This is a genomic window from Allobosea sp. ASV33 (assembly GCF_016428755.1).
Taxonomy (GTDB): Bacteria; Pseudomonadota; Alphaproteobacteria; order Rhizobiales; family Beijerinckiaceae; genus Allobosea.
This window is the reverse complement of sequence record NZ_JAELTI010000067.1, coordinates 1-21058: the sequence shown is the minus strand read 5'-3', so window position 1 is coordinate 21058 and position 21058 is coordinate 1. Positions and strand designations below refer to the sequence as shown.

Below are 21058 nucleotides of genomic sequence, written 5' to 3'. Positions count from 1 at the left end.
TTTAGGAATAGACATTCCGCATTGACGAAGCATTGGAATTATTATTTCATTCCGGCAACAGGGGCCTTTCGGCTCCGATGACCATCGCAGCCGGGAGAGAGACATGACGGGACCGCTCGGCGGATCGAGCCACGCGCTCGACGTCATCACCATCGGGCGCGCCTCGGTCGATCTCTACGGCCAGCAGATCGGCTCGCGGCTGGAGGATGTCACCTCCTTCGCCAAGTCGGTCGGCGGCTGCCCGGCCAATATCGCGATCGGCACGGCCCGGCTCGGTCTGCGCTCGGCCCTGCTGACCCGCGTCGGCAACGAGCAGTTCGGCCGCTTCCTGCGCGAGCAGCTTGCCCGCGAGGGCGTGAACCTCGACGGGCTCAAGACCGATCCGGAACGCCTGACTGCGCTCGCCATCCTCTCGGTCGAGAGCGACAAGTCCTTCCCGCTGCTGTTCTACCGCGAGAACTGCGCCGACATGGCGCTGGAGGAAAGCGATATCGATCCCGCCTTCATCGCCAAGGCCCGCGCCGTCGTCGTCACCGGTACGCATTTCGCCCGGCCCGGTCCGGAGGCCGCACAGCGCAAGGCGATGAAGCTGATGCGCGGCAACGGCGGCAAGGTCGTGCTCGATATCGATTACCGCCCCAATCTCTGGGGCCTTGCCGGCCATGATGCCGGCGACAACCGCTATATCGCCTCGCGGGCCGTCTCCGAGCGGATGAAGACCGTCCTGCCCGGCTGCGACCTCATCATCGGCACCGAGGAAGAGGTCCTGATCGCCTCGGGCGAGAGCGAATTGCTGCCGGCGCTGAAGACGATCCGCGCGCTGACGCCGGCCACCATCGTGCTCAAGCGTGGCCCGATGGGCTGCATCGTCTATGAGGGCGCGATCCCCGACGATCTCGAGGCGGGCATCGTCGGCAAGGGCTTCCCGATCGAGGTCTATAACGTCTTAGGCGCGGGCGACGCCTTCATGTCCGGCTTCCTGCGCGGCTGGCTCGGCGGTGAAAGCCTCCAGACCGCCGCGACCTGGGCCAATGCCTGCGGCGCCTTCGCCGTCTCGCGCCTGCTCTGCTCGCCGGAAAGCCCGACTTTCGAGGAGCTGCAGTACTTCCTCAAGAACGGCAGCCCGCACCGCGCTCTTCGCAAGGACGCCGACATCAACCACATCCACTGGGCGACGACCCGCCGCCGCGAAATTCCCTCGCTGATGGCGCTGGCCTGCGATCATCGCTCGCAACTCGAAGAGCTCGCCGCGAAGGCCGGAGCCGATCCCGCCCGCATCCGCGACTTCAAGGTGCTGGCGGTGAAGGCTGCGGCCCGCGTCGCCGATGGCCGCCCAGGTTACGGCATGCTGCTCGACGAGAAGCATGGCCGCGAGGCGATGTTCGAGTTCGCCCGCCATCCCTTCGCCTGGCTCGGCCGCCCGGTCGAGTTGCCGGGCTCGCGTCCGCTGCGCTTCGAGGTGAGCCAGGATATCGGTTCGCTCCTGCCGGAATGGCCGGTCGATCACTGCATCAAGGCGCTCTGCTTCTATCATCCGGACGACCCCGCGGAGCTGAAGCGCGAGCAGCAGGAGAAGCTGCGCGGCCTGTTCGAGGCGGCGCGCAAGGTCGGCCGCGAATTGCTGATCGAGATCATCGCCAGCAAGAACGGCCCGCTCGGCCCCGACACGATCTCGCGGGCGCTCGAAGAGATCTACGCGCTCGGCATCAAGCCCGACTGGTGGAAGCTGGAACCGCAATCCTCCCCCGCCGCCTGGGCCGCGATCGAGAAGACCATCGCCAAGCACGATCCCTGGTGCCGCGGCGTGCTGCTGCTCGGGCTCGACGCCCCGGCCGAGGAGCTGGAGGCCGGCTTCGCCGCCACGGCTTCGGCCCCGATCGTCAAGGGCTTCGCCGTCGGCCGCACCATCTTCATGAGCGCGGCCGAAGGCTGGCTTGCCGGCAAGCTCGACGACGAAGCGGCCATCGCCGACATGGCCAAGCGTTTCGAGGCGCTGACCGGCCTCTGGCTTGCCACCCGCGACCGCAAGGCGGCGTAACCGTGTCACCTTTCCGCGAAACCAGACCGTCATTCCGGACAAGCGGCCAAGCCGCGCCGATCCGGAATCCATCGAAGGCCTCCGGTGCTCTATGATGGATTCCGGGTCTCCGCTTCGCTCCGCCCGGAATGACGCCTTGGTTCCAGCTCAAAAGCTCCTCTTCGGACACAGATCATGAGCACCATCCGCCTCACCATGGCGCAGGCGCTGACGCGCTATCTCAGCCGCCAGATGACCGAGATCGACGGAGAACGCCTGCCGATCTTCGGTGGCGTCTGGGCGATCTTCGGCCATGGCAATGTCGCAGGCCTGGGCGAGGCGCTCTGGCACGAGCGCGAGCGGCTGCCGACCTTCCGCGCCCATAACGAGCAGGCCATGGCCCATGCGGCCATCGCCTATGCCAAGGCCAATATGCGCCGCCGCTTCATGGCCGCGACGACCTCGATCGGCCCCGGCGCGACCAATCTCGTCACGGCGGCGGCGCTCGCTCATGTCAACCGCCTGCCGGTGCTGCTGCTACCGGGCGATATCTTCGCCAACCGCATCCCCGATCCCGTCCTCCAGCAGATCGAGGCTTTCGGCGACGGCACCGTCTCGGCCAATGACTGCTTCCGTCCGGTCTCGCGCTATTTCGACCGCATTACCCGGCCCGAGCAGATCATCCCGGCGCTGACCCGCGCCATGCAGGTGCTGACCGACCCGGCCGAATGCGGCCCAGTCACGCTGGCGCTCTGCCAGGATGTGCAGGCCGAAGCCTATGACTATCCCGAAAGCTTCTTCGCCGAGCGAATCTGGACGCCGCGCCGCCCCCGCGCCGACCGCGATGAACTCAAGGCCGCAGCCGACGCCCTGAAAGCCGCGAAGAAGCCGCTGATCGTGGCCGGTGGCGGCGTGCTCTATTCCGGCGCCAGCGACGCGCTCGCCCGCTTCTCGGCCGCGACCGGCATCCCCGTCTGCGAGACGCAGGGCGGCAAATCCGCCCTGCCCGATGACCACGCACTCAACATGGCCGCCGTCGGCGTCACCGGCACGGAAGCCGCCAACCGGCTCGCCGCCGAGGCCGATCTCGTGCTCGCCATCGGCACCCGCCTGCAGGATTTCACAACCGGCTCCTGGGCGCTGTTCGGCGCGGCCCGGAAGTCGATCATCGGCCTCAACGTCCAGCCTTTCGACGCCGGCAAGCACCGCGCGCTGCCCCTCGTCGCCGACGCCCGCGAAGGCCTGGTGGAACTGGCAGACGCCATCGGCAACTGGAAGGCGCCGGAAAGCTGGACCGACAATGCCAAGGCCGGCAAGGCCGAGTGGCAGAAGGAGGCCACCAAGGCGACCGCCGCCAGCAATGCCGCCCTGCCCTCGGACGCGCAGGTCATCGGCGCGGTCCAGCGCACGCTGGGTTCCGACGTCATCCTGCTCCACGCCGCGGGCGGCCTGCCCGGCGAGTTGCACAAGCTCTGGCAGGCGGGAGCACCCGGCTCCTACCATGCCGAATACGGCTTCTCCTGCATGGGCTATGAGATCGCCGGCGGCCTCGGCGCCAAGATGGCCCGGCCCGACCAGGAGGTCGTCGTCATGGTCGGCGACGGATCCTACCTCATGCTCAATTCCGAGATCGCGACCTCGGTGATGCTGGGGCTGAAGCTCACCATCGTGCTGCTCGACAACCGCGGCTTCGGCTGCATCAACCGCCTGCAGATGGCGACCGGTAGCCAGAGCTTCAACAACCTGCTCAAGGACAGCCGACACGAGACCTTGCCGGAGATCGACTTCGTCCAGCACGCGGCCAGCATGGGCGCGATTGCCACAAAGGCGCCCTCGATCGCCGAACTCGAAACCGCGCTGGCGCAGGCCAAGGCCAACACCCGCACGACCGTCGTCGTCATCGATACCGACCCGCTGATCTCGACGGGAGCCGGCGGCGCCTGGTGGGATGTCGCAGTGCCAGAGGTGAGCGAGCGTGCCGAGGTCCGCACGGCGCGGGCGAATTACGACGAACGCCGCAAGCAGCAGCGCGTCGGTGAATGAACTGAGATTTGTTTTCGAGCCCTCATCCTGAGGAGCTGCCGAAGGCAGCGTCTCGAAGGATGCTCCAGTCAGCTCCGATGCTTCTGGAACATCCTTCGAGACGCGCTTCTGCGAAGCGCTCCTCAGGATGAGGGCTGAGGTTGATTGAAGGAACAACGACATGATCCGCATCGGCGCGAACCCCATCGGCTGGTCGAATGACGACATGCTGGAGATCGGCGGCGACATCCCGCTCGAAACCTGCCTGAAGGAGGCCCGCGAGGCCGGCTTCACCGGCATGGAGCTCGGCAACAAGTTCCCGCGCGAGGCGGGCAAGCTGAAGCCCATCCTCGATGCCCACAGCCATGCCCTGGTCTCCGGCTGGTACTCGACCGAATTGCTCGTCCGCGATGTCGCGGCCGAGATGGCCGCCGTGAAGGCGCATGCGACGCTGCTGCGCGACATGGGCTGCTCGGTCCTGATCGCGGCCGAGACCTCGAACGCGATCCACTCCGACATCACCAAGCCGCTCTCGGCCCGGCCCGTCCTGCCGAAGAACCGCTGGGACGATTTCGGCGCGCGCTACACCAATTTCGCCGAAGCCCTGAAGGCCGAATACGGGCTCCAGCTCGCCTATCACCACCATATGGGTACGGTGGTGCAGACCGAGGCCGAGATCGACCGGTTCATGGGCGTCACCAGCCCGGCGGTCGGCCTGCTGCTCGATACCGGCCACGCCACCTGGGGCGGCGGCGACCCGGCCCGCATTGCCCGGCACTGGAAGGCGCGCATCCACCATGTCCACTGCAAGGACATCCGCGAGGCCGTGATGTGGCGCTCCAACCGCGAGGACTGGTCCTTCCTCGAATCCGTGCTGGCCGGCGTCTACACCGTGCCGGGCGACGGGCTGATCGACTATGTCCGCGTGCTCAGCGAGCTGCAGGGCTATTCCGGCTGGATCGTGGTCGAGGCCGAGCAGGACCCCAAGAAGGCGGAGCCCGCGACCTACGCCAGGCTCGGCCACGCCAATCTCAGCCGCTTCATCAAGGAAGCGGGATTGGCTTGAATTTGACCGACCAGCCCTCATCCTGAGGAGCCGCGGCACGCGGCGTCTCGAAGGATGCTCCAGGTGGTTCCGGAGCCTCCTGGACCATCCTTCGAGACGGCCCTTCGGGCCTCCTCAGGATGAGGGCTATGCTGATTTCCGGCCTGAGGAGCATCCATGTCCCATCTCAAGGTCAAGCCGCAGGGCAAGAGCGGCCGCGTCACCCATGTCACCCCGGAAAGCGCCGGATGGACCTATGTCGGCTTCGACCTGCACCGCCTGAAGCCGGGCGAAACCGTCTCGGCGCAGACCGGCAGCCGCGAGACCTGCCTCGTCTTCGTCACCGGCAAGGGCAAGGTCACGGCCGGGGGCCAGGCACGCGGCGAGCTTGGCCAACGGATGAGCCCCTTCGAGGGCAAGCCCTGGTCGGTCTATCTCCCTGAGGGCTCCGACTGGTCGGTCACCGCAACCACCGATCTGGAGCTCGCGGTCTGTACGGCGCCGGGGCTCAAGGGCGGGCTGCCCATCCGTGTCATCGGACCGGACGATCTCGGCCAGGAGATCCGCGGCAAGGGCTCCAACACCCGCCACGTCACCAATATCCTGCCGGAGAACGAGCCGGCGGATTCATTGCTCGTCGTCGAGGTGATCACGCCGGCCGGAAACACCTCGAGCTACCCGCCGCACAAGCACGACCGGGACGACCTGCCGCGCGAATCCCATCTGGAAGAGACCTATTACCACCGCCTCAACCCGCCGCAGGGTTTCGGCTTCCAGCGCGTCTATACCGACGACCGCAGCCTGGACGAGGCGATGGCGATCGAGGACGGCGACGTCGTACTTGTGCCCAGGGGCTACCACCCCTGCGCCACCTGCCACGGCTACGATCTCTATTATCTCAACGTGATGGCCGGCCCGAAGCGGACCTGGAAGTTCCACAACGCCGCCGAGCACGAATGGCTGCTGAAGGGCTGACAGACATCAGCCGGCCAAGCTGATGCAGCGTGGACGAGGCCAGCCGCGCCTTAGGGCTTGCACTTGTAGACGGTGCCCTTGGTATCGGGCCCCTTCCACTTGATGTCGGCCGCGGCGGCGAAGACATGGGTCCCGTCCATCTCCGCCGCGCGAATCTTCAGGCGCGTGATCACCGAATCGCGCGTCTTGTCGATCGTCATGATCGACTGGACGCTATCCTGCCCGTCGATCTCGCCGAGCTTCGTGCAATTCTCCACAACGCTCTTCGCGTCGGTCACCACGACGATGCTGCTGCGCGAGGTGTGATAGGCGCAGGCGCCGAGCAGCAGGGCCGGCAGCAGGATGAAAAAACGGGGCATCGGCACGTCCGGACTGTCCTGATCGGGTCTCCCGCCCATGTTCCGCTGCTTCGGCGCAAATGCAAGCCTGAGCCTCGGCAAAAGCGCATGGCGGCTTCGCGCTTCGCTGGCCGATTGTCGGAAACGTCACGATTGCAGCGGAATTGTCGCGATTTGACGCTGCGAACTTTAACGCAAAGCGCGCGTCATTCTTGACCTGCCGGCGCGGCTGCTCTTAAGTCCTATTCAGGCCAATGGGAGGCTGAAAAGGATAAAATATGCGTAGCATTCTGATCGTTGGCGCCATGGCCGCTCTTCTCGCCGGTTGTCAGACCGCGCAGGAGTCCATGGCCGACGCCGAAGTGACCTGTGAGTCCCAGGGCTTCCGCCCCGGCACCCGCGCCTATCAGCAGTGCCGCTCGGCCAACTATGTCGAGAACCGCCGCGCCTCGAACGAAGCCGGCTCGGCTGTCGCCGCCGGCGTGGCTGCCGGCGTCATCGGCGGCGCCATCGTCGCTGCCGATAACCGCTCCTATTACGGCCGCGGATATTACGGCCGCCGCGGCTACTGGTGGTAAGATCGCCGACGCCTTCTGTTCGGAAGGCGCCGTTCTAGAATATGAGAGCCCTGCGGCGTTTCACGCCGCAGGGCTTTTTATTGGTCGGCCGAGGCTTAGAGCGTCAGCGCCGGGCCGTCCGCTTGCGCGCCGGAGCCGCCGCTTGCGCGCCGGCCGAGGACGAACTCAGCAGCGAACCGATCACGTAGGCCGCGAGACCGAGCCCGACGACGACCGCCATCGGCTCGCGCTCGGCCCGTTTCGCCAGCATCCGCCCGCCCCGGTCGGCATAGTCGCGCGCCATCGCCGCATAATCGCCAGCCCGGTCGGCATAGTCGTCCGCGACGCCGCGCTGCGAGCGCAGCCAGCCGCTGCCCGTCTTGAGCGCCCGGTTGCCGGCATCGGCAGCCTCGGAGCCGTAATCCTGGAGCCAGCCACGCCAGCGGCCGTAATCAGGCTGGTAGCGCTCCCAGCCCGAAGACGGGTTGCGCAGCGTCGCCCAAGCCACAAGGCCGACGCCGATCGCGCCGAGTCCAAGGGTCATGAGCGGATGCCGCTCCACCGCCGCCATTACGGCCTGCCCGCCATCGCGCGCGGCTTCGAGCGGCTCGGCCTCGTCCCAGGCTTCCTTGGCGCGCTCGTAATGGTCCTTCACGGTTTCGCTGGCCTTGTCCGCCAGGTCCGCAGCCTTGCCGCGCAAGGTGCTCACGGTGGCGCCGACCTGCTCCGCGGCCTCGTCGGCGGCCTTCGGAACGTCGGGCGGGAAGCTGTTGCTGATCGCCATGGCGGTCTCTCCGTTTTTCAAAGGGGTCATGGCGAGAGAACGAAGCGGGCGCGGCCGGGTTCCAAGCCGCGACAAAACAACCGAATCGCGCATCGTCGTCGCGCCGGCCACGACTGCGTCATGATTGGATGCGAGTCAGTCTGGAACAGGGGCATTCAACGAGAAGGAGACGCGCATGCATGTTCAGCACCTCCAGATCGCTCACCCGTTCGTTCTCTCCGATCCCGAATGGATCGCGCTCGAGAGCATCGAGGAGGAAACCCGCCACTTCATCTTCGACGAGACGATGCTGCATTCCCTGCAGGATCGCGGCCTCGTCGAGTCCGATGGAGCCATCTGGCGGGTGACCCAGTCCGGCCAAAAGCGCCTGAACGAGCGCGACTGAGCGGACGAAAGCCGGGCATTCCGGCGATAGCGATGGATCATCAGGCCCGCCCGTTCGGCGGGCTTTTCCATGCCGCGCTGGCAAAGCGCCGGCTCCGTGGCCATATAACGGCCTCCGTTTCCTTAACCGATGGGCAGTCATGGGCAAACCGGTTTCCATCACCATCTCGCATGATCTCGGCCGGGATGCCGCGCTCGGGCGCCTGCGCGGCGGCGTCGACAAGATCCGCGACCGGCTCGGCATGGTCAGGATGCAGCTGGTCGAGGAACGCTGGGAGGGCGACGCCCTGCATTTCGGCGTCGGCGCGCTCGGGCAGACCGTGCATGGCCGCGTCGAGGTCGAGGACAGGCTGGTCCGCGTCGAGGTGACGCTGCCCTGGATGCTCGCCGTTTTCGCCGAGAAGCTCAAGATCGGCGTTGAGAAGCAAGGCCAGATCCTGCTCGAGAAGCCTAAGGCGTAAGCTCGCCCTGCGCGGCGGCGGGCGGCCGGAAATTTCGGCAGCCGAAGCCTGAAAAGTCGTACGCCTTTTGGTTGAAATCAGAGCCTTGAAACCCCATGCTTCGAATGTTCAAAGAATCTTGATGTCTTGACCGTTCGGATCTGGGAGACCCATGCATCACGGCCCGCTGATCGCCATCATCGTCGCGGGCCTAGGCCTTGCTTTCGTCTTCGGGGCGCTCGCCCAGAAACTGCGGATTTCCCCCCTCGTCGGCTATCTCCTGGCCGGTGTCGCGGCCGGCCCGTTCACGCCGGGCTTCGTCGGCGACCAGAACCTCGCCAACGAACTGGCCGAAATCGGCGTCATCCTGCTGATGTTCGGCGTCGGCCTGCATTTTTCCCTGAAGGACCTGCTCTCGGTCAAGGCGATCGCCGTGCCCGGCGCCGTCGTCCAGATCGGCATTGCGACGCTGCTCGGAGTCGGGCTCGGCACATGGCTGGGCTGGAACCTGTTCTCGGGCGTGGTCTTTGGCCTCGCCCTCTCGACAGCCTCGACCGTCGTCCTGTTGCGATCGCTGCAGGAGCGGCGGCTGGTCCAGACGGAGCGCGGCCGCATCGCGGTCGGCTGGCTGATCGTCGAGGATATCGCGATGGTGCTGGCGCTGGTGCTGCTGCCAGTGCTGGCCGAGATCATCAACGGCGCGCCGTCCGGCGGCAGCGCACCGCTCGCCACCCGCTTCGATCTCGGGGTCTGGGGCGTCCTCGGCCTGACCTTCGCCAAGCTCATCGGTTTCCTCGCCTTCATGCTGCTGATCGGGCGGCGCGTCATCCCCTGGGTGCTGCACTGGGTCGCCCATACCGGCTCGCGCGAGCTGTTCCGGCTGGCGGTTCTCGCCGTTGCACTCGGCGTCGCCTATGCGGCCGCGACCCTGTTCGGCGTCTCGTTCGCGCTCGGCGCCTTCTTCGCCGGCATGATCCTGTCGGAATCGCCGCTCTCGCAGCGCGCCGCCGAGGAGACGCTGCCGCTGCGCGACGCCTTCGCAGTACTGTTCTTCGTCTCGGTCGGCATGCTCTTCGACCCCGGCATTCTCCTGCGCGCACCGGGACCGCTGATCGGCACGCTCGCCATCATCCTGATCGGCAAATCCGTCGCAGCCTGGCTTATCATGCGCGCCTTCGGCCGCTCGCAGACGGCAGCCCTGACGATCTCCGCCTCGCTCGCCCAGATCGGCGAGTTCTCCTTCATTCTGGCCGGCCTCGGCACCGCGCTCGGCATCCTGCCGGCGCAGGGCCGCGACCTGATCCTGGCCGGCGCGATCCTGTCGATCCTGCTCAACCCGGTCGTCTTCGCTCTGGCCGAGCGGCTGGCGCCGGAAGCCCCGGCCGTCGCGAAGCAGAAGCCCGCGGCTCCCGAATCCGCTGAACCGGAAGCCGCAGCCCCCGAGCACCGGCCGGAGGCTCCGCCGGAGCGCGACATCACCCCGACCAGCCTCGCCGACCATATCGTCGTCGTCGGCTATGGCCGCGTCGGCAGCCTGCTCGGCGCCGGCCTGCTCTCGCAGGGCGCGAAGCTGCTGGTCATCGAGGACAATCCCGACGCGGTCGCGACGGCCAAGCGCGACGGCGCCGAACTCCTCGTCGGCAATGCCGCCGATCCGGAAGTGCTCTCCGCCGCCGCGGTCGGCCGGGCCGTGCGCCTCTTCGTCGCCATCCCCGGCAGCTTCGAGGCCGGCCAGGTCTGCGAGCAGGCCCGCGCCGAGAACCCGGCCTTGCCGATCGTCGCCCGCGCCCATTCCGATGCCGAGGTCGCGCATCTCACCAAATGCGGGGCGACGCTGACGATCATGGGCGAGGCCGAGATCGCCCGCGCCATGCTCTCGCTCTGCCAGAATCTCAAGGGCGTCGCGCCCGCACCGGTGGAACCGAAGGCTGCCCCCGAAGCGGCTAAGCCCGAAGCGATAGCCGAACTGCCGGCTCCCAAGCCGCCTGCGGCCGAGCCGGCGGAAGACCCGCCGGCCGATCCCCCCGCTGCAGCATAGGAAAGGGTGGGACGCCAGGCGCCCCGCCCTTTCCGTTTTCGCAATCTGCCGGTTTTAGCGCAAAACGATATCGTCATTCCGGGCTTGACCCGGAATCCATCGCAAAGCGCAGTGCCCTATGATGGATTCCGGATCGGCGCCGCTTTGCGGCTTGTCCGGAATGACGGCGCGTTTGCGGAAAACCGAAACACGCGGCCACCCTCGGCAGCGCTCAGTCGACGAGGTCGAAGCGCACGTCCTGCACGCCTTCATAAAGCGTCTTGCGGCCGAGCGTGTAGAGGTTCTCCAGCCCCGAAGTCAGGGTGATGAAGTGGTTGCCGGAGAGGACGCCGGCCTTGCTGGCGAACTGCACGCCGCCATAGGCGAGCAGGATCTCGGTCTCGCTGACGCCGCCCGGATACAGGATGATATGGCCAGGGGCCGGATAAGCCGTGTTGTTCTCGTAGCCGACGCCGAAATCGAGATCGCCGAGCGGCATCCAGACGCCCTCGCCGCTCCAGCGCACATGCACCATCTTGCTGATGAACGGCATCTGCTTCTTGAAGGCGGCGCAGGTCTTCGGCGCGGCTTCCAGCTCGAACTTGGCGTCGAACTTGAACGGCCCGGCGGTGACGATCAGCTTGCTCATGAAATCCCCGTCTTCTTGGAAGCGTTTCGGACCCGCTGAATGACATCACGCCCAAGGGCGGCGCAAGAGCGCTCCCGGAACAAGTGCGACGCCGGAACGTGAAGGATGCGGGTGCTGTCGGGTTGGCTTTGCGCGGCCCATTGTCAAGAAATGCGCGTCATCCCGGACGCAGCGAAGCGGAGATCCGGGATCCGTCGTAGAGCGCCGCGCCCTTCGATGGATCCCGGGGCAAGCCCGGGATGACGGGGAGGTTCGATACCAGAATAGCGCGCCGGCCAGCCGCTCAGCCGATCGCTTCCCGGAGGTCGAGCGTGCCGGTCTTGCCGATCGCCTCGTAGTTGCGCTTCAGCCAGCGCCGGCCGGCGGTGCGGCCCATGTCGCGCAGCTTCAGCAGAAAGGACCATTCCGCATTCATCCGCGAGGATGACGTGAGTTCGGCCAGAGGCGGGCCGCCATCGATGCGATGCATCAGCACGCGCTTGTACTCGTCGCGCGGCAGCTTGCCCTCGTCGATCAGGCGGTTGACGAAGTCGATCGCCCGCAGTTCGCGCAGCAGAGAGGCGTTGAAGGTGATCTCGTTCAGCCGGTCCTGGATTTCGCGCGCCTTGGTCGGCAGCTCGCGGCGCTGGATCGGGTTGATCTGGACGAGCAGGATATCGTCGCAATGCGCCTTGTAGAACAGCGGAAAAAGGGCGGGGTTGCCCATATAGCCGCCGTCCCAATAGGCCTCGCCATCGATCTCCACCGCCTGGAACACCATCGGCAGGCAGGCCGAAGCCATCACATGGTCCGGGGTCAGGTCCTTGCCGTCGAACACGGCGATCTTGCCGGTACGGACATTGGTCGCCGCGATGAACAGCTTCACCGCGCTATAGGCCCTGACCTTCTCGAAATCGATGAGATCGGCGACGACTCCGCGCAGCGGGTTGATGTTCAGCGGATTGACGTCGTAGGGGCTCGCCACCTTCGCGAACATCTCGAAGAACAGCATGCCCGGCGGGGTGCCGTCATTGTTGCCCCAGGCGCCGAGCATGGTGTCGATGAGCGAGCGCTCCGAGCCGCCATATTTGCCGTCGACGCTGATCGCCCGCCAGAAGGCCTCGAGCTTGGCGCGCGCGCCATCGATGCCGCCGTCGATCCAGCCCTCGGCCAGCACGACGGCGTTCATGGCGCCGGCGCTGGTGCCGGTCAGCGCCTCGATGCCGAGGCGCCCGTCTTCCAGAATGGCGTCGAGCACGCCCCAGGTGAAGGCGCCATGCGCACCCCCGCCCTGCAGCGCCAGAGAGACCGTCTTCTCGGCCTTGGGGCCCACGAGCCCCTTGGCCGGTTCGGCCTTGCGGGAAGGACGGCCGCTCACGCGGCGGTCCAGCCACCATCGATCGGCAGCGTCGCTCCGGTGATCGACTTGGCCGAATCCGTGCAGAGGAACACGGCCAGCGCCGCGACCTGCTCGACGGTGACGAACTCCTTGGTCGGCTGCGCCGCGAGCAGCACGTCGTTCATGACCTGCTCCTTGGTCATGTTGCGCGCCTTCATCGTGTCCGGGATCTGCTTCTCGACCAGCGGCGTCCAGACATAGCCCGGCGCGATGGCGTTGACGGTGATGCCCTGGGTCGCGACTTCGAGCGCCACCGTCTTGGTCAGGCCGGCGATGCCGTGCTTGGCCGCGACATAGGCCGATTTGAAGGGCGAGGCGACGAAGGCATGCGCCGAGGCCGTGTTGATGATGCGGCCCCAGCCCTTCTCCTTCATCTTCGGCAGGGCGGCGCGGATCGTATGGAAGGCCGAGGACAGGTTGATCGCGATGATCTGGTCCCATTTCTCGATCGGGAACTCGTCGATCGGCGAGACGAACTGGATACCGGCATTGTTGATCAGGATATCGATGGCGCCGAAGACCTTCTCGCCCTCGGCGACGAAGCCGGCGATCTCGGCGGGCTTCGTCATGTCGGCGGCCGAAAACACGACCTTGACGCCGAATTCCTGTTCGAGATCCGTGCGCAGCTTCTCGGCATCGGCTGGGGGCATGATGCCGTTGATGACGAGGTTTGCGCCCTCCGCCGCAAGCGCGCGGGCATAGGCGAGGCCGATGCCCGAAGTCGAGCCGGTGATCGCGGCGGTACGGTCTTTGAGGAACATGAGCGTCAAGGCTCCTGACAATCGGGGAGAGAATGCTTAGGTTCGGGGTCGAACACGCAATGTACCGACTGGATATCGTCGCACGTTGCCCGATGAGTCTTCGCAACGCAACATGACGAAAATGCAGCCGAACGCGCATCATCACGGCGAACATGACCATGCGTCGCATGACCATGGCGAGGGTTCCTGCCGCCATGCCGAGGATCACGCCCGCCATGCTGCGGAGGCTCTTGCGCGGGCCGAGCGCCTCTGCCGCGAGCGCGGCCTGCGCCTCACCCCCATCCGGCGGCAGGCGCTGGAGGCGCTGCACGCCGACCACCGCCCCGTCGGAGCCTATGATCTGGCGGACCGCATCTCGCCGGCCGGCGGGCGGCGCCTTGCGCCGATCTCGATCTATCGCGCGCTCGATTTTCTGGTCGAGCAGGGCTTCGTCCACCGCCTCTCCTCGAAGAACGCCTATATCGCCTGCCTGCACGGCCATGGCGCGAACGAGGTCGTCGCGTTCCTGATCTGCGAGTCCTGCGGCGGGGTCGACGAGGATTCCTCGCCCGCCATGAAGAAAGCGGTGGCGGCGATCGCCGAAAACCGGCAATTCTCCCCCTCGCACCAGATGGTCGAGATCGTCGGCCGTTGCGAGCATTGCCGCAATACCGGATCGTGATAGAGCAGCCCGCATGAACGAGCGCGCCTTCTCATCCCTGACGCCCGAGCACGCCGGTCCGCTGGCCCGTCGGCTCACCGTCCCGGTCAAGGTCGGCCACGTCACGGTCGGCGGCGGCGCGCCCATCGTCGTGCAGTCGATGACCAATACCGACACCGCCGACATCGCAGGAACGGTCGCGCAGGTCGCCGCGCTCGCCCGCCAGGGCTCCGAGCTCGTCCGCATCACCGTCGACCGCGACGAAGCGGCGGCCGCCGTGCCGAAGATCCGCGAGCGGCTCGACCGCATCGGCGTCGACGTGCCGCTGGTCGGGGACTTCCACTATATCGGCCACAAGCTGCTGACCGACCATCCGGCCTGCGCCGAGGCGCTGGCGAAATACCGCATCAATCCCGGCAATGTCGGTTTCAAGGACAAGAAGGACAAGCAGTTCGGCCAGATCGTCGAGATGGCGATCCGCTACGGCAAGCCGGTGCGCATCGGCGCCAACTGGGGCTCGCTCGACCAGGAACTGCTGACCACCCTGATGGACGAGAACGCGCGCTCAGCCCGCCCGCTCGATGCCCGCGCCATCATGCGCGAGGCGATGGTGCAATCAGCCCTGCTCTCGGCCGAGCGCGCCGAAGAAATCGGCCTCGGCCGCGAATATATCATCCTCTCGGCCAAGGTTTCCGGCGTGCAGGACCTGATCACGGTCTATCGCATGCTGGCGAGCCGCGCGAACTACGCCATCCATCTCGGCCTGACCGAGGCCGGCATGGGCTCGAAGGGCATCGTCGCCTCCTCGGCCGCGCTCGGCATCCTCCTGCAGGAAGGTATCGGCGACACCATCCGCTTCTCGCTGACGCCCGAGCCCGGTGGCGACCGCACGCTGGAGGTCAAGGCCGCGCAGGAACTGCTCCAGACCATGGGCTTCCGCGCCTTCGTGCCGCTGGTCGCCGCATGCCCCGGGTGCGGGCGCACCACCTCGACCGTGTTCCAGGAGCTGGCGCAGGATATCCAGAGCTGGATCTCGACCTCCATGCCCGAATGGAAGACGCAGTATCCCGGCGTCGAGAACCTCAACGTCGCCGTCATGGGCTGCATCGTCAACGGCCCCGGCGAGTCGAAACATGCCGATATCGGCATCTCGCTGCCCGGCACCGGCGAGGCGCCGACGGCCCCCGTCTTCGTCGACGGCAAGAAGGTCGCGACGCTGCGCGGCGCCGGCATCGCCGCCGAATTCAAGACCATGGTGGCCAGCTATGTCGAGCGGCGCTACGGCGCCGGTCTCGGCGCTGCCGGCTGATCCCGCCTTTGCGTGCCGCCCGCAACGTGCTAGAGGCCCCGGCCTTTCGCTGCACCGCAGCATGCGCGGAGATCCCTGATGGGGCATGAGAACCTGAATCCTGCGACCGTCCGGCCGGAGGATTCACGCTTCGGCATGGATGCCGGGCACGGCCAGAACGGCGGCCACGGGCACGGCAAGATGGGCTATGGGGCGCTGGCGCTGGGTGCGCTCGGCGTCGTCTACGGCGATATCGGCACGAGCCCGCTCTACGCGCTGCGCGAGACCATCCTGGCCGCGACCGGCGGCGTCGAGAACGCCGCGGTGCCGCCGACCGTCGTCATCGGCGTGCTCTCGCTGATCCTCTGGTCGCTCGTCATCGTGGTGACGCTGAAATATGTCGTGCTGCTGATGCGCGCCGACAATAACGGCGAAGGCGGCATCCTCACCCTCGTCGCGCTGGCCCAGCGCAGCCTCGGCCGCGCCCGCAGCCACGTCGCGCTGCTGCTCGGCATGATCGGCGCCGGCCTGTTCTACGGCGACACGGTCATCACCCCGGCGATCTCGGTTCTCTCCGCCATCGAGGGCGTCAAGTTGATCACGCCGGCCCTCGACGACTACATCCTCTGGATCGCCTCGGTGATCCTGATCGGCCTGTTCGTCATGCAGAGCCACGGCACCCACCGCGTCGCGACCCTGTTCGGGCCGATCATGCTGGTCTGGTTCCTGACGCTGGCCGGACTCGGCATCTACCATATCTCCGACGATCTCAGCGTCTTCCGCTCGATCAACCCCTACTACGCCCTGCTCTTCTTCCGCGATCATGCCGGCGTGGCGCTGGCCGTGCTCGGCTCGGTCTGTCTCGCCGTCACCGGCGCCGAGGCGCTCTATGCCGACATGGGCCATTTCGGCCGCGGCCCGATCCGCAGCGCCTGGCTCTATGTCGTCTTCCCGGCCTTGTGGCTCAACTATCTCGGCCAGGGCGCGCTGATCCTGTCCGACCCCACCGCCATCGACAATCCGTTCTACCGGCTCGCGCCGCAGGGCCTGCTGCTGCCCTTCGTGATCATGGCGACGGTCGCGACGATCATCGCCAGCCAGTCGGTCATCACCGGTGCCTTCTCGTTGACCCGGCAGGCGATCCAGCTTGGTCTGCTGCCACGCATGGAAATCCGCCACACCTCGGAGCAGACCTCCGGCCAGATCTATGTGCCGCGCGTCAACCTGCTGCTGCTGGTCGTGGTGCTGATCCTGGTCTGGTCGTTCCGGACCTCGTCGAGCCTGTCGCATGCCTATGGCATCTCGGTCTTCGGCACGATGGTGGTCTCGTCGCTGCTCGCAGCCATCGTCATCCGCCGTCATTGGGGCTGGAGCCCGCTGGCGACCGGCGCGCTGATCCTCCCCTTCCTTCTGGTCGATGTCTCCTTCTTCTCGGCCAATATGCTGAAGCTGTTCCATGGTGGCTACGTGCCGGTGCTGCTCGCCATGGCGCTGACGCTGGTGATGTGGACCTGGATGCGCGGCACCAAGATCCTGTTCGACAAGACCCGCAAGACCGACGTGCCGCTGCTCGAGCTCGTCACCATGCTCTCGAAGAGCCCGCCGGCCCGCGTCAAGGGCATGGCCGTCTTCCTGACCAGCGATCCCGAGACCGCGCCGGCCTCGCTGCTGCACAACCTCAAGCACAACAAGGTCTTGCACGAGCGCAACGTCGTCCTGACCGTGCGCTCCGCCGACACGCCCCGCGTCGTCGAGGAGGAGCGCGTGCGGCTTGCCCGCATCACCGACGATTTCTGGCGGGTCGACATGGTCTACGGCTACATGGAAAGCCCGAACGTGCCGAAGGGCCTGGCCATGCTGCGCAAGCAGGGCTTCAAGTTCGACATCATGTCGACCTCGTTCTTCCTGTCGCGCCGCTCGATCAAGGCCTCTCCGCAATCGGGCATGCCGATGTGGCAGGACAACCTCTTCATCGGCCTGACCAAGAGCGCGACCGACGCCACGGACTTCTTCCAGATCCCGACCGGCCGCGTCGTCGAGGTCGGCACGCAGGTCACCGTCTGATTCGGATCGGATAGCTTCGACCACCTCTCACGGAAGGGCGCGGGGAACCCCTCTCCTGCAAGGAGAGGGGCAGGGGTGAGGTGTAGGCCGCTGGACCAGTAAAACTCTGCCTCGACGCCGCGCAGCGACCACCTCACAGCAAACGCGGTGAGCGGCCATCCCCTCACCCTGCCCTCTCCCTATGGGAGAGGGTTCCCAGCGCTTTTGCTTCCAGAGATGCTCGGGTCGAGCCCGAGCATGACGTGCCCTTGAAGTTTCAGTCCAGCCGCGCCGACGCCGCTTCCAGCGGCACATGGCGCACCCGCTCGCGATAGAGCAGGTAGAGCCCGGACGAGATCACGATGCCGGCGCCGATGAAGGTCCAGAGATCCGGCAACTGGTCGAAGACGAGCCAGCCCAGCAGCAGCATCCAGACGATCTGCGAGTAGATGAAGGGCGCCAGCACCGTCGCCGGTGCCAGCCGATGCGCCAGGATCAGGAGCCAGTGGCCGAAGCCGCCGAGCGCGCCGACCGCGATCATCAGGAGCCAGGGTAGCACCGTCTGCGGCGTCTCCCAGATCCAGGGCAGCAGCGGGATCGTCGCCAGCGTCCCCGCCGCGCCGGAATAGATCATCGTCGTTTCCGATGAATCATGGCCCGACAGCATGCGGGTCGACAGGGAATAGAAGGCGTAGCAGAGGCAGCCCACGACGCTGAGCAGCGCCGCCGGATGCATGCCGCCGATGCCCGGGCGCGTCACCACCAGTACGCCGAGGAAGCCGACGCCGATGGCCGCGAGCCGGCGCGGCCCCGGCCATTCCCCGAGCAGCGGCCCCGAGGCCAGCGCCACCAGCAGCGGCGTCGCGAACATGATCGAGATCGTCTCGGCAAGCTGGAGATAGCGCAGCGCGATGAAGTTCAGCGCCGTCGAGCCGAGCAGCAGCAGCGAGCGGCCCCATTGCAGCCAGGGGCGGCTGGTGCGCAGCACGCCGGGCCTTGTCCATGGATTGATGATCGCCAGCACCATGATCATGCTGCCGGCATAGCGCGCGAACACGACTTGCAGCGGATTCATCGACTGCCCCAGCCATTTCGCGCTGGTGTCCAGCATCGAGAACAGCAGGACGGCCGCGCACATCAGGCCGATCGCGGCCATGCGGGTGCGGCCGGTGTCGGAAGGCGCGGCTGAGGGGGATGACAACGCGTCTCGCCATGCTCTGGAGGAATGACGAGAGCAGATTGAACCGATTTAAGCCACGCTGCCAGCACCCTGGAGCATGCGCTCCATGCAGAAATCAGGCGTCGCTATCGGCCTCGTCGAGATCCCCATCGGGATCGTCATGGTCGGCGCCGGCCTTGGAGAGGCCCTTGGCCGCCTTGCGAAGGAGCTTGCGCAACTGCTTACGCTCCTTGCCGTCGAGCTTGTCGAGCAATTCTTCCTCGACCTCGTTCCAGACCGCGTCGAGCTCGGCCGCCGTGCTCTGGCCGGCCTCGGTCAGCGCGACCTGCACGAGGCGTCCGTCGCGATTGCCGCCCTCGCGCGTGACGAGGCCCTGCAGCGAGAGGCGGCCGATCGTCTTCGAAACGGTCGGCGGCTTGACGCGCAGCAGCGCGGCGAGTTCGCCCATCGTCATCGGCGCCGGCTGCAGCGCCTTCAGCGCCTGCTCCTGCCCCGGAAACAAACCCAGGCTGTTCAGCCGCTCGCCCATCCGCGAGCGGTGCAGCCGCGCGGTGACGAGCAGGGCACGGCCGACGCTTTTCTCGATTGCCTTGGTCATGGAGTCGATCCTTCGGGCCGATCCTTGGACGGGTAAGCAGACGCTTCGCCGGCTGCGTACTCGCGCGCGAACATGACAGACGGATGACAATCGGATGTCAGAGCTAAGAGAGCGCGAGTTTCGCCGCGACTTTTTTCAGGAAAGCGGCCCGGCTGGCCGGTGTCGAGAGGTTCATCTCGTGATGGGCGAGATAGGTCGTGCGCGCCAGCGGATGGCAGACCGCCCGCAGCGCCCGGCAGACCGCCTTGCGCGGCGGATCGCCCATCAGGAAGGCGCGCCAGCGCGAACCGCCATAGCTCGTCACCGCGACGAGCCGGCGAATATTGTGCAGAGCCGGCTGCGCCTTGCCCTCGACCATCTTGAAGGACACGCCGGGCAGGAAGACGCGATCCAGAAAACCCTTGAGGATCGCGGGATAGCCGAAATTCCAGACCGGGAAGCACAGCACCAGCGCCTGCGCCCGCTTCAGCCGCTCGACATAACCGGCAACCGGCAGCGTGTTGCTGTCCGTGTCGTGATAGCCGCGCCGCTCTTCCCGGCTCAGCACCGGGTCGAACCCTTCCGCATAGAGATCGCAATCGTCGACCTCGTGTCCCGCCGCCTTCAGGCTTTCGACCACCGTCTCGTGGATGGCGGCGCCGAAACTCTCCGGCACCGGATGGGCATAAAGGACGAGAACGCGCATGATGCTTAGCCGACGCCAGCTTCGGCGAGGCTGCGGAACAGGAAGGTCTTGCCCGAACGGTAGTCGTAGGAGGGGTCTTCCCAGGCGATCATCTTGCCGGGGTTGAGCAGGCCCTGCGGATCGGCCTCGCGCTTGAAGGCGAGCTGCGTCTCGTCGGTCTGCTTCATGCCGCCCTCCTCCAGCGTGTAGCGATGCGGATTGAAGATCGGCGCGCCCATCTCCTCGTGGATGGCCATGATCTCCTCCAGCCGCTCCTCCGTGGTGAAGCGCACCAGCGGCAGGCCGAAACAGGTGATCTTGCCGTCGAAGCGCACGAATTCGAGATGGCAGGTCACCTCGTCGCCGAAGCGGGCATGTATCCTGTCGACGAGATCGACCTGGTTCGGGAAGGGGTAGAGCACCTGCAGATAGGTGATCGCCGGATCGACGCGCAAAGCCCTGAGGGTCGTGTGGTTCCAGCCGAGCTCGTAAGCCGGCGGCAGGCCCTTGGCATCCTCGGGCGAGAGCTTGTCGGTCCGCAGCAGCAGTTCCGCGCCCTTGAAGCGCCGCGCATAGGCGCAGAGCGCGTCGACCGCGAAATCGGCGGCCATGACGATGACGAGATGGCTGTCGCGCGGCAGGAATTTGCGATGACGCAGGAAATAGTCATGCGGCGCAGGCGCGGCGACGACGCAGAGGTTCTTCAGCGCAAGCCCGTCCTGCTCGCCGACCGCATTGGCGAACTCCGTCGCGGCGCGCAGGTCCTCGAACCCGACGATCACATCGACCCAGTCATAGGCCGGGCCGAGCGGCATCTCGACCTCGGTGATGATGCCGTTGGTGCCATAGGCATGGGCGACCTTGTGCAGGTCCTCGCCCGAGAATTCGAGGATGCGCGGGCTTGCCTCCATCGTCGCGACCTTGAGCCGGATGATGTTGCCCCAGTCCCGCAAGCCGCCCCATTTGATCGAGCCGACACCGCCCGAGCCGCCGGCAATGAAGCCGCCGATCGAGGCCGTCTGATAGGTCGAGGGGTGCAGGCGCAATTCCTGCCGCGAATGGGCGCGCGTCTCGTCGTCGATCCGGGCCATGATCGCGCCGGGCTCGGCGATATAGCGGCCGGCCGCGATCTCCTTGACCTTGTTGAAGCCGGAGAGATCGAGCAGCACGCCGCCGGAGAGCGGCATCGCCTGCCCGTAATTGCCGGTGCCGGTGCCGCGCGGCGTCACAGGAATGCCGAGTTCGTGGCAGGCGGCGAGAACCTGCACGACCTCGGCC

At 66.5% G+C, this 21058-nt stretch carries 20 protein-coding genes; 11 read left to right on the top strand and 9 right to left on the bottom strand.

Annotated elements, in window-relative coordinates:
• The first annotated feature begins 103 nt into the window (after window positions 1-103).
• From JHD80_RS18350 to iolB, 4 genes are all read left to right on the top strand, one after another.
• Window positions 104-2038: a bifunctional 5-dehydro-2-deoxygluconokinase/5-dehydro-2-deoxyphosphogluconate aldolase gene (locus tag JHD80_RS18350; protein WP_199090296.1), complete on the top strand. Its 1935-nt coding sequence runs from the start codon at window positions 104-106 to the stop codon at window positions 2036-2038.
• A gap of 171 nt (window positions 2039-2209) precedes the next feature.
• Window positions 2210-4060 (top strand): 3D-(3,5/4)-trihydroxycyclohexane-1,2-dione acylhydrolase (decyclizing), encoded by a 1851-nt coding sequence (gene iolD, locus JHD80_RS18345; protein WP_199090330.1) that lies wholly within the window; start codon window positions 2210-2212, stop codon window positions 4058-4060.
• A gap of 160 nt (window positions 4061-4220) precedes the next feature.
• Window positions 4221-5105: a myo-inosose-2 dehydratase gene (gene iolE / locus JHD80_RS18340; protein ID WP_199090294.1), complete on the top strand. Its 885-nt coding sequence runs from the start codon at window positions 4221-4223 to the stop codon at window positions 5103-5105.
• A gap of 156 nt (window positions 5106-5261) precedes the next feature.
• Window positions 5262-6059, top strand: coding sequence for a 5-deoxy-glucuronate isomerase (iolB, locus tag JHD80_RS18335; RefSeq protein ID WP_199090292.1), 798 nt, complete (start codon window positions 5262-5264; stop codon window positions 6057-6059).
• Between the two features lie 50 nt (window positions 6060-6109).
• On the opposite strand, the gene JHD80_RS18330 is transcribed toward iolB, so the two are convergent.
• Window positions 6110-6418 carry a DUF4156 domain-containing protein gene (locus JHD80_RS18330; RefSeq protein WP_199090284.1) on the bottom strand — a complete coding sequence of 103 codons (309 nt, stop codon included), beginning with the start codon at window positions 6416-6418 and terminating at the stop codon, window positions 6110-6112.
• A 257-nt stretch (window positions 6419-6675) separates the two neighbouring features.
• On the opposite strand from JHD80_RS18330, the gene JHD80_RS18325 reads away from it, so the two are divergent.
• On the top strand, window positions 6676-6975 hold the full coding sequence (locus JHD80_RS18325; protein WP_199090282.1) for a hypothetical protein: 300 nt from the start codon (window positions 6676-6678) through the stop codon (window positions 6973-6975).
• Between the two features lie 103 nt (window positions 6976-7078).
• On the opposite strand, the gene JHD80_RS18320 is transcribed toward JHD80_RS18325, so the two are convergent.
• The gene (locus JHD80_RS18320) at window positions 7079-7738 is read right to left on the bottom strand and encodes a hypothetical protein (protein ID WP_199090280.1); all 660 of its coding nucleotides are present in this window, start codon (window positions 7736-7738) and stop codon (window positions 7079-7081) included.
• Window positions 7739-7913: 175 nt separating this feature from the next.
• On the opposite strand from JHD80_RS18320, the gene JHD80_RS18315 reads away from it, so the two are divergent.
• The 3 genes from JHD80_RS18315 to ybaL all read left to right on the top strand — a co-directional run bounded on the left by JHD80_RS18315 (window position 7914) and on the right by ybaL (window position 10600).
• Window positions 7914-8123, top strand: a complete 210-nt coding sequence (locus JHD80_RS18315; protein WP_199090278.1) for a hypothetical protein — start codon at window positions 7914-7916, stop codon at window positions 8121-8123.
• A 139-nt stretch (window positions 8124-8262) separates the two neighbouring features.
• Window positions 8263-8583: a polyhydroxyalkanoic acid system family protein gene (locus tag JHD80_RS18310; protein ID WP_199090276.1), complete on the top strand. Its 321-nt coding sequence runs from the start codon at window positions 8263-8265 to the stop codon at window positions 8581-8583.
• 151 nt (window positions 8584-8734) lie between these two features.
• Window positions 8735-10600: a YbaL family putative K(+) efflux transporter gene (gene ybaL / locus JHD80_RS18305; protein WP_199090274.1), complete on the top strand. Its 1866-nt coding sequence runs from the start codon at window positions 8735-8737 to the stop codon at window positions 10598-10600.
• 211 nt (window positions 10601-10811) lie between these two features.
• Here ybaL and JHD80_RS18300 read toward each other — a convergent pair whose 3' ends face one another.
• The 3 genes from JHD80_RS18300 to JHD80_RS18290 all read right to left on the bottom strand — a co-directional run bounded on the left by JHD80_RS18300 (window position 10812) and on the right by JHD80_RS18290 (window position 13367).
• Complete coding sequence (locus JHD80_RS18300; protein WP_047578809.1) at window positions 10812-11228, bottom strand: DUF3830 family protein; 417 nt, start codon at window positions 11226-11228, stop codon at window positions 10812-10814.
• Window positions 11229-11511: 283 nt separating this feature from the next.
• The gene (locus tag JHD80_RS18295) at window positions 11512-12585 is read right to left on the bottom strand and encodes a patatin-like phospholipase family protein (protein WP_199090272.1); all 1074 of its coding nucleotides are present in this window, start codon (window positions 12583-12585) and stop codon (window positions 11512-11514) included.
• Entirely contained in the window at window positions 12582-13367 is a 786-nt protein-coding gene (locus tag JHD80_RS18290; RefSeq protein ID WP_199090270.1) for a 3-hydroxybutyrate dehydrogenase, read from the bottom strand. The genes JHD80_RS18295 and JHD80_RS18290 overlap by 4 nt, the downstream gene beginning before the upstream one ends.
• 112 nt (window positions 13368-13479) lie before the next feature.
• Between JHD80_RS18290 and JHD80_RS18285 the strand changes: the two genes are divergently transcribed.
• The 3 genes from JHD80_RS18285 to JHD80_RS18275 all read left to right on the top strand — a co-directional run bounded on the left by JHD80_RS18285 (window position 13480) and on the right by JHD80_RS18275 (window position 17359).
• Window positions 13480-14028 (top strand): Fur family transcriptional regulator, encoded by a 549-nt coding sequence (locus JHD80_RS18285; RefSeq protein WP_248311634.1) that lies wholly within the window; start codon window positions 13480-13482, stop codon window positions 14026-14028.
• Window positions 14029-14041: 13 nt separating this feature from the next.
• Complete coding sequence (gene ispG / locus JHD80_RS18280; protein WP_199090268.1) at window positions 14042-15316, top strand: flavodoxin-dependent (E)-4-hydroxy-3-methylbut-2-enyl-diphosphate synthase; 1275 nt, start codon at window positions 14042-14044, stop codon at window positions 15314-15316.
• 135 nt (window positions 15317-15451) lie between these two features.
• Window positions 15452-17359, top strand: coding sequence for a potassium transporter Kup (locus tag JHD80_RS18275; RefSeq protein WP_248311635.1), 1908 nt, complete (start codon window positions 15452-15454; stop codon window positions 17357-17359).
• 256 nt (window positions 17360-17615) lie between these two features.
• Here JHD80_RS18275 and JHD80_RS18270 read toward each other — a convergent pair whose 3' ends face one another.
• From JHD80_RS18270 to JHD80_RS18255, 4 genes are all read right to left on the bottom strand, one after another.
• Window positions 17616-18539, bottom strand: a complete 924-nt coding sequence (locus JHD80_RS18270; RefSeq protein ID WP_248311633.1) for a DMT family transporter — start codon at window positions 18537-18539, stop codon at window positions 17616-17618.
• A 94-nt stretch (window positions 18540-18633) separates the two neighbouring features.
• Entirely contained in the window at window positions 18634-19116 is a 483-nt protein-coding gene (locus tag JHD80_RS18265) for a MarR family winged helix-turn-helix transcriptional regulator (protein WP_199090259.1), read from the bottom strand.
• Between the two features lie 103 nt (window positions 19117-19219).
• Entirely contained in the window at window positions 19220-19801 is a 582-nt protein-coding gene (locus JHD80_RS18260) for an NAD(P)H-dependent oxidoreductase (RefSeq protein ID WP_199090257.1), read from the bottom strand.
• Window positions 19802-19806: 5 nt separating this feature from the next.
• On the bottom strand, window positions 19807-21058 hold a 1252-nt coding region (locus JHD80_RS18255; protein WP_199090255.1), incomplete at its 5' end, for an FAD-binding oxidoreductase.